This is a genomic window from Rhizobium sp. 42MFCr.1 (assembly GCF_000377185.1).
Classification (GTDB): Bacteria; Pseudomonadota; Alphaproteobacteria; order Rhizobiales; family Rhizobiaceae; genus Rhizobium; species Rhizobium altiplani.
In genome coordinates, this window is record NZ_KB897854.1 from 19,625 (window position 1) to 33,521 (window position 13,897).

Annotated in this window: 12 protein-coding genes; all 12 read right to left on the reverse strand. The window is 61.0% G+C overall.

Annotated features, from left to right (window positions below):
* Window positions 1-18 precede the first annotated feature (18 nt).
* A complete protein-coding gene (locus tag C934_RS0125430) occupies window positions 19-1,572 on the reverse strand; it encodes a peptidoglycan DD-metalloendopeptidase family protein (RefSeq protein ID WP_026372075.1) in 1,554 nt (517 codons plus the stop codon).
* Between the two features lie 137 nt (window positions 1,573-1,709).
* On the reverse strand, window positions 1,710-2,363 hold the full coding sequence (locus C934_RS0125435) for a protein-L-isoaspartate(D-aspartate) O-methyltransferase (protein ID WP_018859381.1): 654 nt from the start codon (window positions 2,361-2,363) through the stop codon (window positions 1,710-1,712).
* A 6-nt stretch (window positions 2,364-2,369) separates the two neighbouring features.
* The gene (gene surE, locus C934_RS0125440; protein ID WP_018859382.1) at window positions 2,370-3,137 is read right to left on the reverse strand and encodes a 5'/3'-nucleotidase SurE; all 768 of its coding nucleotides are present in this window, start codon (window positions 3,135-3,137) and stop codon (window positions 2,370-2,372) included.
* A gap of 4 nt (window positions 3,138-3,141) precedes the next feature.
* The gene (serS, locus tag C934_RS0125445; protein ID WP_018859383.1) at window positions 3,142-4,425 is read right to left on the reverse strand and encodes a serine--tRNA ligase; all 1,284 of its coding nucleotides are present in this window, start codon (window positions 4,423-4,425) and stop codon (window positions 3,142-3,144) included.
* Window positions 4,426-4,516: 91 nt separating this feature from the next.
* On the reverse strand, window positions 4,517-5,344 hold the full coding sequence (tatC, locus tag C934_RS0125450) for a twin-arginine translocase subunit TatC (protein ID WP_018859384.1): 828 nt from the start codon (window positions 5,342-5,344) through the stop codon (window positions 4,517-4,519).
* Window positions 5,341-5,958, reverse strand: coding sequence for a Sec-independent protein translocase protein TatB (gene tatB, locus C934_RS0125455; protein ID WP_018859385.1), 618 nt, complete (start codon window positions 5,956-5,958; stop codon window positions 5,341-5,343). The genes tatC and tatB overlap by 4 nt, the downstream gene beginning before the upstream one ends.
* A gap of 49 nt (window positions 5,959-6,007) precedes the next feature.
* Window positions 6,008-6,205 carry a twin-arginine translocase TatA/TatE family subunit gene (locus tag C934_RS0125460; RefSeq protein ID WP_007532194.1) on the reverse strand — a complete coding sequence of 66 codons (198 nt, stop codon included), beginning with the start codon at window positions 6,203-6,205 and terminating at the stop codon, window positions 6,008-6,010.
* Window positions 6,206-6,390: 185 nt separating this feature from the next.
* Window positions 6,391-7,071: an SMC-Scp complex subunit ScpB gene (gene scpB / locus C934_RS0125465; protein ID WP_051085621.1), complete on the reverse strand. Its 681-nt coding sequence runs from the start codon at window positions 7,069-7,071 to the stop codon at window positions 6,391-6,393.
* 32 nt (window positions 7,072-7,103) lie between these two features.
* Complete coding sequence (locus tag C934_RS0125470; RefSeq protein ID WP_018859387.1) at window positions 7,104-7,964, reverse strand: segregation and condensation protein A; 861 nt, start codon at window positions 7,962-7,964, stop codon at window positions 7,104-7,106.
* A 21-nt stretch (window positions 7,965-7,985) separates the two neighbouring features.
* Window positions 7,986-8,999: a beta-N-acetylhexosaminidase gene (gene nagZ, locus C934_RS0125475; RefSeq protein WP_026372077.1), complete on the reverse strand. Its 1,014-nt coding sequence runs from the start codon at window positions 8,997-8,999 to the stop codon at window positions 7,986-7,988.
* A 108-nt stretch (window positions 9,000-9,107) separates the two neighbouring features.
* Window positions 9,108-12,050, reverse strand: coding sequence for an SPOR domain-containing protein (locus tag C934_RS0125480; RefSeq protein WP_018859389.1), 2,943 nt, complete (start codon window positions 12,048-12,050; stop codon window positions 9,108-9,110).
* A gap of 59 nt (window positions 12,051-12,109) precedes the next feature.
* Complete coding sequence (gene argS, locus C934_RS0125485; protein WP_018859390.1) at window positions 12,110-13,867, reverse strand: arginine--tRNA ligase; 1,758 nt, start codon at window positions 13,865-13,867, stop codon at window positions 12,110-12,112.
* Window positions 13,868-13,897 lie beyond the last annotated feature (30 nt).

A 13,897-nucleotide genomic window follows, 5' to 3' on the forward strand; every position in this document is an offset into this window, starting at 1 on the left:
CATCCTCGGACGCAATACCTATTCGAGGAAGGTAATCGGGTTGACCGGCGTCGCGTCCTTCCGAACTTCGAAATGGACCTGCGGCTGCTTGACGTTGCCGCTCATGCCGGAGACGGCGACCGTCTGGCCGCGCTGGATCTTCTGGCCGCGGGCAACACTCAAGGTATCGGCGTTGCCGTAGACGGTGACCGTACCATCGTCGTGGCGGACGAGGACCGTATTGCCGAGCTCCTTCAGGCCGTTGCCAGCATAGATGACCACGCCGTTTTCGGCCGCCTTGATCGGCGTACCTTGGGGCACGGAAATGTCGATGCCGTCGTTGCGGCTGCCGTTGACGTTGGCGCCGTAGGCGGCAATGACAGCTCCACGAACCGGCCAGCGATACTTGCCGATGCCGGTAGCCTCGGGTGCGGCGGACGCCACTTCCTTCTTGGCAGCCTCATCCACCGTCTCGGTGGCGACAGGAGCCTTGTAGGTTGCCGGCTGCGCGGCAGCAGTCGACGTTGCGGAGGCGGGCTCGGCGACTGGCTTCGGCTCTGCCTTTGCCGGAATGGAAGCCGTCTTCATGCCATCCTGAGAACCACCCGGAAGATTAAGCTCCTGACCGATGCGGATAGAACCGGCCGACAGGTTATTGGCGGCCTTCAGATCGTCTATGCTGGTGCCCGTCGCCTTGGCGATCTTGGCGAGCGAGTCACCCGGCTTGACGACGTATGTGCCGCCGGCGCCCTTTGGCCCCTTGCCTGCACCGGCCGCAAGTTTGTTGGACGGATCGGCATTTGCGACTGACTTGTCACGGGCGGAGTTCGCACCCGGAACGACCGCAACGTTCTGTTCCTGCTGCTTGTTCGGTTGCGGCAGATGCCCACCCTTGGAGAGGTCGGCGCTTTGGGCGGCTGCCTTTGCTGCATTGCCTCCGTTGAAGGTCGGGATCAGGATGATCTGGCCCGGCTTGGCGGCAGCGGCAGTCTTGAAGCCGTTGACCCGAAGGATCTCCTTCTCCGGCACACCGTAGCGGTTGGCGAGTGTCGCGATGCTTTCACCCGGGCGAAGTGTGACGGACGGCGCATTGGTTGCCGACCAGCCGGAAACCTTGGGGTTCGTGCCGGTGACGATCGAGTCTGTCTTCGGTGGAACGAGAATGGGCGCCGACTTCTTCGGAGCAGTGGCGGCAGGGAATGGCTGGGCGAGTGCGACTTGCCTTTCACGGGATGGCGCTGCCGGTGCAACGGCGGAGGGAGCCGCAAGTTCGGAGCGCTGGACGGAAACAGGTGCCGAGGCCATGCGGGCGCTGGAGGCGCCATAAGCGGGCTGCGCGGAATAAGGCTGGCTCATTGCCTGGCTACTTGGCGCGTAGCCGCCCTGTGCCAAATCCGCCTGCGGCACCGGATCGGCCTGCATACCTCTGCGAGGGATTGAGTTGGTCGTCATCTGATCCTGACCGGATGACGAGAAGAGACCACCGAAACGTGTCACATCGGAACTGCAACCCGTTGCCGCACTCGCCAGCAAAGCCGCTATCAGGACATTACCGGCAGACTTGCCCACTCTTGGCGAAAGACTGAAACGCATGACTCGACCCACTGATTAACGCAACCATTTGTGGGTTTATTAAAGCGCGTTAGTATTACCACGCGGTTAAGGTGCCGGAATCCGCGAGATTTTTTTGAGGGATTGCTAACCATAGCAACGCTTGCGAGCCAATCGCCCTAGAGTTGAGATGCGAGACGAGGGACGATCGGAAGATAGGGTGTGTCGAACAGCTCCTCGCGCTCGAAGCGGCTGCCCGTTTTCGTGAGCCGCACGAGGCGACACTCCTTGTCGGAAATCATCAATGGAGCGATCATCGAACCGCCGGAAACGAGTTGGTCGGTGTAGAACCGTGGCATCGAATTGAACGCAGCGGTTACGACGATACGGTCGAAGGTCCCCTCTCCCTGCAGACCGGCGCTGCCGTCAGCCTGGCGGATGATGACGTTTCGCAGTCCGAGCGAGTCTATACGGCGCTGCGCATTCGTCGTCAGTGTCTTGTAGCGGTCGATCGTCAGCACGCGCTCGGCCATGCGAGCCATGACGGCGGTCATGAAGCCGCTGCCGGTGCCGACCTCGAGCACGCGTTGCCCGGGTTTGATTTTCAGGTGATGAAGGATCCTGACCGCGAGATCGACGCCTTCGATGAAGGAGCCGCATTCGATCGGGATCGTGCGGCTCGAATAGGCCTGCTCGGCAAATTGTGCCGGCACGAACAGCGACCGCGGCGTCTGCTCGACTGCAGTCAGCAGGTCCAGATCGGACACGCCTTCGGCTCGCAGCCTCAAGACGAGCGCCGCAAAACCTTCCTTCTCCACCAGCCGTGCCGTCAAAATAGTCTACTCCGTACCCGAAAGCGCCCGCGCGACTCGGTCCTGTACGGAATAATCAGTCAGATCCAGTTTCAAAGGCGTTACCGAAATCTTGCGGCTTCTCAGGGCGTGAATATCCGTGCCTGCGACGAAGGCACCGGCGCGTTCTCCAAACCGGAGCCAGTAATAGGGCAGGCCGCGCCCGTCGGAACGGGCATCGACCTGCAGGTTGAAGGCAAGCCGCCCTTGCGCCGTCACTTCCACGCCCTCGACCTCTTCCGGCCGGCAATTCGGAAAGTTCAGGTTCAGGAAGGTGCCGTCAGGCAGGTCGAGCGATATGAGCTTGTCGAGAAGTGCCGGCGCATGCGCCTCGCAGACCTCCCAGGGGACCACCCTTGCCCCGTCTTGGTGCAGATAGGCTTGGCTCAACGCAAAGGAGCGGACACCCTGCAGCGTGCCCTCGATCGCCCCGGCGACGGTGCCCGAATAGGTCACATCATCGGCGACGTTAGAGCCTGAATTGACGCCCGACAGCACCAGGTCGGGCTTGACGTCCATAACCTGCTTGACGCCCATGATGACGCAATCGGTCGGAGTTCCGCGCAGCGCGAAATGCTTGTCGGAAATCTTCCGAAGCCGCAACGGCTCGGAAAGACTCAGCGAATGCGCAAGGCCGCTCTGGTCCGTCTCCGGCGCGACAATCCAGACATCATCGGACAGCGTCCGCGCAATCCGCTCCAGCGCCGCGAGGCCCTCCGCGTGAATGCCGTCGTCGTTGGTGAGCAGAATGCGCATCGGCTCAGGCCGCCCGTTCGATCTTCGTCAAACCGCCCATGTATGGCAGCAGAGCATCGGGAACGGTCACGGAACCATCCTCGTTCAGGTAGTTCTCCAGAACCGCAATCAGGCAGCGGCCGACCGCCGTGCCGGAACCGTTCAGCGTGTGAACGAACTTCGTCGCCTTGTCTTCCTTGCCGCGATAGCGCGCATTCATGCGACGCGCCTGGAAATCGCCGCAGACCGAGCAGGACGAGATTTCACGATAGGTGTTCTGGCCGGGCAGCCAAACCTCGAGGTCGTAGGTCTTGCGCGAACCGAAGCCCATGTCGCCGGTGCAGAGCGTCATCGTGCGGAAATGCAAGCCGAGGCGCTTCAGCACCTCTTCGGCGCAAGCCGTCATACGCTCGTGCTCGGCAAGCGAACTCTCGGCATCGGTGATCGAGACGAGCTCGCACTTCCAGAACTGATGCTGGCGCAGCATACCACGCGTGTCGCGTCCGGCAGAGCCTGCCTCCGATCGGAAGGACGGGGTCAGCGCGGTGAAGCGAAGCGGCAGTTTCTCCTGGTCGAGGATTTCGCCCGAGACGAGATTGGTGAGCGTCACCTCGGCGGTTGGGATCAACCAGCGGCCATCCGTGGTCTTGAACAGGTCCTCCGCAAACTTTGGCAGCTGGCCGGTGCCGAACATGGCATCGTCACGAACCATCAGCGGCGAGCTGACTTCGGTGTAGCCGTGCTCGCGCGTATGCAGGTCGATCATGAACTGACCGAGCGCACGCTCCAGCCGCGCCAGCGGGCCGGTCAGCACGGTAAAGCGCGATCCCGAGAGCTTCGCAGCCCGTTCGAAGTCCATGTAGCCGAGCGCTTCGCCGATTTCGAAGTGTTCCTTCGGCGTATGATTCCAGCGGGGCTTTTCGCCGACGACTCGGGCAACGGAATTGTCGTGCTCGTCCTTGCCAACCGGCACGTCATCGTGCGGGATGTTCGGAATGCGCGACAGCGCATCGTTCAGTTCGTCCGTCGCCTGCCGCTCGCCCTCTTCCGCGGCCGGAAGCAGCGACTTCAAGTCGGCTACTTCGGCCTTCAGCTTTTCAGCAAGCCCATTGTTTTTCTGGGCCATCGCAGCGCCGATCTCCTTGGAGGCGGCATTGCGGCGGGACAGCATGTCCTGGACGCTCTGGATGGCCGAACGGCGCTTTTCGTCGATCGCGATCAGGTTTTCGGACAAAGGCTCGGCACCACGCTTGGCAAGTGCCGCATCGAGGGCTTCGGGATTCTCACGGATCCATTTTATATCGAGCATCGTCGTTCCAGGTCGTTGTAAAAAAGATAACCCGGCCAAAGCCCGGCTAGGCCTCGACCGGATGCTTGGAAGCGCTCATTGAGGGAGATCGTCAGACGTTGTCCGTCTTGGCAACGTCCGTGTTTCCTTCAGCCTCTTCGACCGCCTCGCGGGCACGCTGGCGCTCCACGAGTCGCGCCGCGTAGATGGAAATCTCGTAGAGAAGGATGGTCGGCAGTGCAAGGCCGATCTGGGACATCGGATCGGGCGGCGTCAGCACCGCTGCCACGATAAAAGCGAGCACGATCGCGAACTTGCGCTTCTCGGCCAGCCAATCGGAAGTCAGCAGCCCAACTCGGGCGAGCAGCGTGGTGATGACAGGAAGCTGGAAGACCAGGCCGAACGAAAACACCAGCGTCATGATCAGGCTGAGGTACTCAGAGACCTTCGGAAGCAGCGAGATCGCGACATCGCCCTCACCCGGCGCCTGCTGCATGGTCAGGAAGAACCACATGACCATCGGCGTGAAGAAGAAATAGACGAGCGAAGCACCCATCAGAAACAGGACCGGCGACGCAATCAGAAACGGCAGGAAGGCCGCTCGCTCGTTCTTGTAGAGGCCAGGGGCGACGAACTTGTAGATCTGCGCGGCGATAATCGGAAAGGCGATGACCAGGCCGCCGAACATGGCGACCTTTACCTGCGTGAAGAAGAACTCCTGCGGCGCGGTGTATATGAGCTGCGCCTTGGACACGTCTAGATGCGCCCAGGTCACCGCCCACTTGTATGGATAGACGAGCACATTGAAGAGATGCTTGGCGAATATGAAGCAGGCGATGAACGCGACGAAAAACGCACCGATCGACCAGATCAGCCGCGTACGCAACTCCATCAGGTGTTCGATCAGCGGCTGCGGCTTGTCTTCGATTTCACCGCTCATGCGTCGTCCTTCTTCTTCTTTGCTGCCGTCTTCTTCGGAGCGGCTGTGGCGGCAACTGCCGCAGGCTTCTTGGCGGCCGCTGTCTTCGTCGAAGTCCGCTTGGGCTTTCCGACCGGAGCAGCAACTGCGGCAGGCGCAGGCTCCGCCTTGGCGCGCGGTTTACGGGCCGCCTTCGGCTTTTCCTGGGCTGCCGCATTTTCAACGCCTGCTGCAACAGGCGCCGGTGCTACGACCGGCGGCGTCTCTGGCAGGCTCATCGACGGCTCAGGAACCGATACGGCAGCTGGCGGAACTTCGGTCTTGTTATCGACCGTCGTCGCCTTCTGCAGGTCAGCCTTGATTTCGTTGCCCATCTGGCGAAGCGGGTTCATTGCTTCGCGCAAGGTGTTGACGGGGTTCAGCTTCTGCGCATCGGTCAGCGTCTGGCGAACTTCGTCCAGATCCGCTTCACGCAGGGCCTCGTCGAACTGGGCACGAAACTCACCGGCGACCTTACGAGCGCGCTGCGTCATCTTGCCGAACGCACGAAGCATCGGCGGCAAGTCCTTAGGACCAACCACCACGATCAATACGACCGCGATGACAAGCAGCTCGGTCCAGCCAATATCGAACATTCAAGGCTCCTGAACGGGAAACGTGGGGGCTACGTTGCCCGGAAGTGGATTACTTCGTTTCGTCGGCCTTGTGATCGACGGTCTTGGCAGTCGTGGACTCAGGCGCGTCTTCGTCGTTCATGCCCTTCTTGAAGCTCTTGATACCCTTGGCGACATCACCCATCAGCTCCGGAATTTTGCCGCGACCGAACAACAAAAGCACGATGACCAGAACGATCAGCCAGTGCCACATGCTAAAAGAACCCATTACGCTAACTCCCTGTTGCGATGTTTCCAGATGTAAGAGCTTCCTACACCAATTCCAACATCAAAGTTCCCCTTGGATTGTCGCTTAATGTCACGGGATCGCCCTCTGTGACAAGAGAATACACATCCGAAAAACTATGATCGGCATTGTTTTCGCGATGCGTGGCGGAACCAAGACAAATCCGATTAGTCTTCGGACCCGCCGCCCGGTGCAAGCAGGCCGAGTTCCTCAAGATCGAGTTGCGTTATTGGATCTTCGTCCTCGGTCAACTCGTCGCTCATCATAGGCGATGGTACATTGAAATTGGCCGGTATGCGACCGGAGAGCAGCCCTGCCCCCTTCAACTCTTCAAGCCCCGGCAGGTCGCGGAGTTCTTCCAGGCCGAAGTGATCGAGGAAATCGCGGGTGGTGCCGAGCGTGACAGGCCGGCCCGGCGTGCGCCTGCGGCCGCGAAACCGAACCCAACCCGCCTCCATCAGCACGTCGATCGTGCCGCGAGAGGTCTGCACGCCCCTGATGTCCTCGATTTCGGCGCGTGTCACCGGTTGATGATAGGCAATGATCGCCAATACTTCCAGGGCCGCGCGCGAGAGCTTCTTCGTTTCGTTCTCGTCGCGCCGGATGACGAAAGAGAGATCAGCGGCCGTTCGAAACGCCCACGCATCGTCTACCTGGACGAGGTTGACGCCGCGATGGGCATATTGCTCCTTCAGGCGCAACATGATGGCGCGGACGTTGAACGTGCGAGGCAAGCGGTCTGCGATGAAGCTTTCGGAAACGGGCTGGGCGGACGCAAAGACCAGTGCCTCGGCGATGCGCTCTGCCTCGGTCTCCGCACGAACCTCGTCGTCTGAATTTTCCACCATTACGCTATCGATGTGTTCTTCTTCCAGATCGGTCACGCCGGTCGCTCCTGTTCGACGACCTGCAGCGTCGCATGCTTGGGGCCTCGCCGCATGTAGAGGGGCTGGAAGGCTCCATCCTGCCGGATTTCGAGTTTGCCTTCGCGGACCAGCTCCAGCGAAGCCGCAAACGCACTGGCAATCGCCGTGACCCTGTCTTCCGGAGACGACATGTAACGCAACAGATAGGATTCGAGTGCAGTCCACTCGCTGACCTCGCCGATAATGCGGGTCAGAAGCTCGCGGGCGTCCGTCAGCGACCAGACGTTGCGGCGCGCGATGGTGACCTGCGTCACGGCCTGACGCTGCCTGAGCGACGCGTAGGCCGTCAGCAGATCATAGAGGCTTGCATCATATGCGGACTGATGCCTGTCCGGGATGTGCTCTGGGACGCCGCGAGCGAAGATATCCCGTCCGAGGCGGTTGCGATTGACAAGACCGCTCGCGGCCTCGCGCATCGCTTCGAGGCGTTTCAGGCGGAAGGCGAGCGTCGCCGCCATCTCCTCGCCGGAGGGCCCGTCGTCCTTGGCCTGCTGCGGGATCAGCAGACGCGATTTCAGGTAGGCAAGCCAAGCGGCCATCACGAGATAGTCGGCAGCAAGCTCTATCCGTATCCGCCGCGCGCTTTCGATGAACTGCAAATATTGCTCCGCCAGCGCAAGAACAGAGATGCGGGACAGATCGACCTTCTGATTGCGGGCGAGATAGAGCAAGAGGTCGAGGGGACCTTCGAAGCCGGCAACGTCGATCAGCAGGGCCGGATCGGAGGTCGCGCGCTCAGCACCGCTCTCCTGCCACAGCTTGTCCATCGGCGTAGCCGCCGTCTGTGGCCGTTCCGTGTCCTTGGCCGTCGTCACCCTGCCCTGTTCCTTTCGCAATCAGACCGTTGCAAACATCGCATCGAATTCGGCCCGAAGCGAGGCCTCGTCGGCCTTGTCAGCTGTCGGGAAGCCATTCAGCACCGCTTCTGCCCGCAAATGCGACTGGCCTTGCAAGACCGGTACGTTTGCGACCACCTGCTGCATTTCGTCCATGTGGCCATTGCAATGCAGCACGATATCACATCCACCGCCGATGATGTTGGCGGCGCGCTCACCGATCGTACCAGCAAGCGCGTTCATCGACGTATCATCGGAAAGCAACAGTCCTTTGAAGCCGATATGGTCGCGGATGACGCCGTCAATGACCTTGCGTGAGGTCGTTGCCGGACGCTCCGAGTCGATGGCCGCAAAGACAACATGACACGTCATCGCCATCAATTCGTTCTTCATGGCAATGAACGGCGGGAAATCGTGCGCCTCGAGTTCCGTGCGCGAGACGGTGACAACCGGCAGTTCGTGATGTGAATCCGCAAAGCCGCGCCCGTGGCCAGGCATGTGCTTCATCACAGGTAGAAGGCCACCCGCCTTCAAACCGTCGGCAGCGGCACGCCCCATGGCCGTCACAGTTGCTGGATCACCGCCATAGGCGCGATTGCCGATCACGTTGCTGCTGCCTTCCACCGGCACGTCCAGAACCGGCAGGCAATCAACGTTGATCCCGAGGCCCGAAAGATCGAAGGCGTGCAGCCGCGACATCAGCCATGCGGCTCGCAGGCCCTTTTCTCTGTCCTGCCGATAGATATCACCAAGCTGTTGCCCCGACGGATAATGCTGGAAGATTGGCGGCCGGATACGCTGGACGCGTCCACCCTCCTGGTCGATCAGGACCGGCGCGTACCAACCGACAGCGTCTCGCATTTCCGCGACGAGGTCACTGATCTGTTGCGGCTCGGAAATATTGCGCCCGAACAGAATGAAGCCCCAGGGGTGCTCGGTGTTGAAAAACGCCTTTTCATCGGGAGTGAGGGATAGGCCGCTACAGCCAAGGATCATTGCTTTTGATTCGGTCATACCCGAATCATAGAGGTGCCTTGCGGAATTACGAGCCGCGTCAATCGGCATTCACAAAAAAAGCGGCGGACCAGAGGCCCGCCGCTTTCATTGAATGTTTGCAGAAACTTACTTCGAGATAAGGCAGCTGCCGCCTGCAGCACGGTACTTTTCGCAAATGGCCGCGGCTTCGTCCTTGGAGCCTGCCGGGATACGAAGGCGGTAGAACGTGCCCTTGCCCGCAATATCGGCCTTGCGGATCTCGTAGCTGCGACCGGCAAGCACGCTCGCGAACTTCTTCGAAAGGCTAGCGAAGGTCTTCTTCGCCTCTTCCTCGGAGGGAAGCGATGCGATCTGGACGCCATAACCGCTAGCCGATGCAGTCGGCTGAGCCTGGGTCGCAGCCGGCGAAACAGCGGCAACGTCCTTCGGCTTCTGGGCTGCCGGCGCTTCAACCGGTGCCTTCGCCGCATCGATCACGGGGCGCGCTGCGGGAGCCGGTGCAGTGTCGCTCACCGTCGAGCTCTTCACGGCGCGAACCGGCGGATCGACATTCGCCGGAGTGGCGGCAGCCGCCTTGGCCAGCGCGTTTTCAGAGGGAGCCTGAGCCGCCGTCGGCTTGGTTGCTTCAACCGGAGTCGAACGGATGTCAGCGGCAGCAACCTGTCCCGACGCCGGGAAATTAGCAGCTGTGCCGCCAGCCGGCTTTGAGCCAGCCGTGATCTTCTGCGTCTGAACCGGCGTTGCCTTCGGCAGCGTCGGGGCCGCTTCAGGAGCCGGCTCGTCGCGGGCAACCAGAGTGCCGTCCGGTCGGACGATCATGGTGCGGACCTTGCGGGCGGAAACCGATGGAGCCTGATTGGCACTGTCTGCCTCGTCGGCAGCGGCCGTATCCTCGCTCGGCAGCAGGCGCGGATCCTCGGTGTCTCCGACAGGTGTCGCCATGGGCGGCGTCGCGATATCGCTGTCGTTGTCCTCAGGCAGCGTTTCCGGTGTCAGCGTGCGCTGCACGACGTCCACCGGCTGCTCGTCACTGGATACAAGCGCCTTCTGCTTAGGCGCCTCAGCAGCGGCCCCACCAACGCTGTCGTAAACAGCCTTGTCCTGGTTCGGCACGGTCTTGCCACCGGGGTTTTCCGGTACGACCTTAACCGGCTCGTTGTCCGCCGTGATCACGCGCGGCTCGCCGGAGGCGATGCCGAGGCCTCCATCGCGGGCCAGGAACGTGTAACCTGCATAGGCGACACCGCCGAACACGACGATTGCCGCAGCGGCAGCCAGCATACGCTTCATCGAGCGTGCGCGGCTCATGTCCTCGGCTTCACTCGCCGACTGGATCTGTACCTGAGAAACGTTCTCGCGGCGCTGTACCGGCTCGTTGACGCTCCGGCGGAAGTCTTCTTCCAAAGCGCGCTCGAACTCGTCCAAGCCCTGCAATGGTGCCTGCTTGGCGACGGACGCTGCCGGTGTTGCAGTCGGCGCGACGGATACGGGCGCACGGGTCCGCCATTCCTCGACGACCGGTTTCGCGGGCATTTCCACCGGATTTGCGGGTGCAAGAAGGTTGGCGATCTCGGCGTCGACGTCGAAATCGAAATCGGAGGTCGCTACGACTGGCTCCGGCTGCTCAATAGGAGGCAGCACGGGCACGTGCATCTCTTCGACGGCTTCCGGATGATATTCCGCATCCGAGATCATCGACGGATCGAACGGGAGATCGTCTCCGGCATCGGCCGTGAATGCGGGTGTAACAGGCGCCTTCGCGACGAACGCTGCCTCGGCCGGGGCCTGGTGGATCGGGGCGGCAGCAACGACCGGAGCGGGCGCCGGCTGGAAAGCGGGCACCGGGGCAACCGGCTGAGGTCTGACCACCTCGACATGCTGTGCCTGAACTCGCGCCGGCTCGACCGCTTGCGGTTGCACCTTCACGGGCTCAGCAAAGTCAAAGTCGGCAAGCTCCAGCTCGATACCTTCAAGATCGAGTTCAAAGTCATGCCCAGCGAAAGGATCGTCACCTTCCGGTTCGGCCTTGGCCGTGGGAGCGGCCAGAGGCGGCTCGACCGGCTTCGGCAACGGCGCCACTACGCGGGCGGGCTCCGGCGAGTGCGGAATCTCTGCGACATCGGCCGCAGGCGTGTTCTGACGCTCAGGAACAGGGTAATGCGATACGTCGGCGAGGAGTTCGTCGATATCGAAGGCAATATCGTCGCTCTCCGTCGGCGCGGCTTCGGTCAGCGCGGCATCGGCCTGAAGGGCACCGTCATCCTTCGCTGCAGCAGCCAGATCGAAGGCGCTGTGATCGATGACAGGTTCATCGAACGGCGCCCCTTGAGGCACCTCAGGCGCATCGTAAACCGCCTCGGCTTCTTCGTGCCGATCGATTTCAGCAGGAAAGCCTGCGGCAACGGGCACTTCGAAAACAGCAGCGCTCTCCGACGCAGCGGCGACTGGCTCCGGCGCTACAACAGGAATAATCGGCGCGGGTGAAGGCTCATCGCGACGTGCCGGATGGAAGTTGGCGATCGGCAACCGAATGCTGGCCGCAGACCACTGCGGCGCCTTGGCGGGGGCCACCGGAGCAGCGGAGGCCGGCGACGCGCCGATCGACATCTCGAGTTCTTCGATCAGATCCCGTGCGCCACCAGAAATCTGCTCGCCCTCACGGACGGCATTCGACGCCCAAGCGGCAGGGGTCAGGTTGGAAGCCGCGTCCAAAGACCGATGGGCCACCGGCTCGCTCGCGACTTCAGGCTCGACAGCAAATTCGGGCTCGGCCTGGTTGACCGGCGAAAGATCGGCTTCGACAAGAGCCTCAAAGGCAGCCGGTTGCTCGAAAGGGGGTTCAGGCAGATCGAAGGAAGCCTCAGACTGAGGCGCATCGTAGCGCTCGAATTCGCGCAACAATTCATCCTCGAGATTGAAGGCCGGCTCCTGTCGGGGGGCATCTTCGACGGTATTTGCTGCTACCCGCGGCTCGAAGCCGACGATGCGGGCAAGTTCCGCCAAAGGATCATCGTCAGCAAAGAGGTCCGTATTCTTACGCGTGTCATACGCCCGCTGTTTGTCTGCCATACTCATCCCACTCGCAACTGCTAAGGTTTATGCCAGAGCATTGTGGGTAAATGGTGACGCTACCGCATCTCATCCGGCGCAGCGGTACCCGCAATGGCAAGTCCCGACTTCAAAACCGACGCAACGGCGTACACCAGCCCTAATCTGGCTATACTCGATTCTCGGTTCTTATCGTTAATAAATCGTAAGTCTACTTGATCCTTACCTTTATTCCAGTGCGCATGGAAAGAACTCGCCAGATCATAGAGGTAAAATACGACGCGGTGAGGTTCCTGTGACTGCGCCGCAGACTCGACCAAGCGTGGAAACTCCGCGGCCTTCGCAACCAGCTGCAATTCCGCGGGATCCGAGATGCCCGCAACAGCATTAGCAAGGTTGGCCGGAGTCACGTCGAGGTCAGGAAATACCTCCTTCGCCTGCCGGAAAACAGACATGCAGCGCGCATGTGCATACTGCACGTAGAACACCGGATTATCCTTCGATTGCTCCGTTACTTTGGCGAAATCGAAGTCCAGCGGTTCCGAACTCTTCCGGTAGAGCATCATGAAACGAACTGAATCGCGACCGACCTCCTCGACGACGTCGCGGAGCGTGACGAATTCGCCCGAGCGCTTCGACATCTTGACCGGCTCGCCATTCCGGAACAGCTTCACGAGCTGGCAAAGAAGGACAGTCAGCTTTGCCTTACCTTCGGAAACGCCGCGAGCGACCGCTTCCAGGCGCTTGACGTAGCCGCCGTGATCAGCACCGAGAACATAGATCATCTCGTTGAAATCGCGGTCGAATTTGTTCTTGAAGTAAGCAACGTCGGCAGCAAAATAGGTGTAGGAACCGTCCGACTTGATCAGCGGGCGATCCATGTCGTCGCCGACTTCCGTCGAGCGAAACAGCGTCTGCTCGCGATCTTCCCAATCCTCGGGCAACTGGCCCTTCGGCGGCGGCAATGTGCCCTTGTAGACGTGTCCCTTGAATGTCAGGTCGTTGATCGCCGTGCGGATCGCGGCGGCGCCATTGGCATGCAGCGTGCGCTCCGAGAAGAAGACGTCGTGATGCACGTTCAGAGCATCCAGATCATCGCGGATCATCGCCATCATCGCATCAATGGTGCGATCCTTGACGAGTGGCATCCACTGCTCTTCCGGCATGTTGTGCAGCTTGACCCCGTAATCATTCGCGAGCGACTGACCGACCGGGATGAGATAGTCGCCAGGATAAAGGCCGGGCGGAATCTCTCCGATCTTCTCTCCGAGCGCTTCGCGGTAACGCAGGAACACGGAGCGCGCCAGCACGTCGATCTGCGAGCCGGCATCGTTGATGTAGTACTCCTTGACGACATCAAAGCCGGCAAAAGAAAGCAGGTTGGCTAGGGCGTCGCCGACAACGGCGCCGCGGCAATGGCCGACATGCATAGGACCAGTCGGGTTTGCCGACACATACTCGACGTTGACACGCTTGCCAGCGCCAATCGTCGAGCGGCCGTAGTCTATACCGGCCTCAATCATCGAGGCAAGCAGGCGCTGCCAGTAACCGACGGAGAGCCTGATGTTGATGAAGCCGGGTCCAGCTACCGAGACGTCAGCGACGTCGGCGTCTTCCTTCAACTTCTCCGTGATGATCTCAGCCAAGGCGCGCGGATTGGTGCCGAGCGGCTTTGCGAGCACCATCGCGGCGTTGGTTGCAACATCGCCGTGGCTCGGGTCGCGTGGCGGTTCGATCGCGATGCGGCCGAAATCCACCTCGGATCGCTTCTCCTTGACCAGATCGATCTGTTCAAGGGCGGTTTTAATCCGGGCGTCGAAATCGGTAAAAAGGTTCATCGCACTCTTCCATGCATAGGCTTTGCCACA

Coding starts and splice junctions, on each gene's coding strand:
- C934_RS0125430 (WP_026372075.1), bottom strand. CDS start 1,572: ATGCGTTTCAGTCTTTCGCCAAGAGTGGGCAAGTCTGCCGGTAATGTC.
- surE (WP_018859382.1), bottom strand. CDS start 3,137: ATGCGCATTCTGCTCACCAACGACGACGGCATTCACGCGGAGGGCCTC.
- serS (WP_018859383.1), bottom strand. CDS start 4,425: ATGCTCGATATAAAATGGATCCGTGAGAATCCCGAAGCCCTCGATGCG.
- tatC (WP_018859384.1), bottom strand. CDS start 5,344: ATGAGCGGTGAAATCGAAGACAAGCCGCAGCCGCTGATCGAACACCTG.
- tatB (WP_018859385.1), bottom strand. CDS start 5,958: ATGTTCGATATTGGCTGGACCGAGCTGCTTGTCATCGCGGTCGTATTG.
- C934_RS0125460 (WP_007532194.1), bottom strand. CDS start 6,205: ATGGGTTCTTTTAGCATGTGGCACTGGCTGATCGTTCTGGTCATCGTG.
- scpB (WP_051085621.1), bottom strand. CDS start 7,071: ATGGTGGAAAATTCAGACGACGAGGTTCGTGCGGAGACCGAGGCAGAG.
- nagZ (WP_026372077.1), bottom strand. CDS start 8,999: ATGACCGAATCAAAAGCAATGATCCTTGGCTGTAGCGGCCTATCCCTC.
- C934_RS0125480 (WP_018859389.1), bottom strand. CDS start 12,050: ATGGCAGACAAACAGCGGGCGTATGACACGCGTAAGAATACGGACCTC.
- argS (WP_018859390.1), bottom strand. CDS start 13,867: ATGAACCTTTTTACCGATTTCGACGCCCGGATTAAAACCGCCCTTGAA.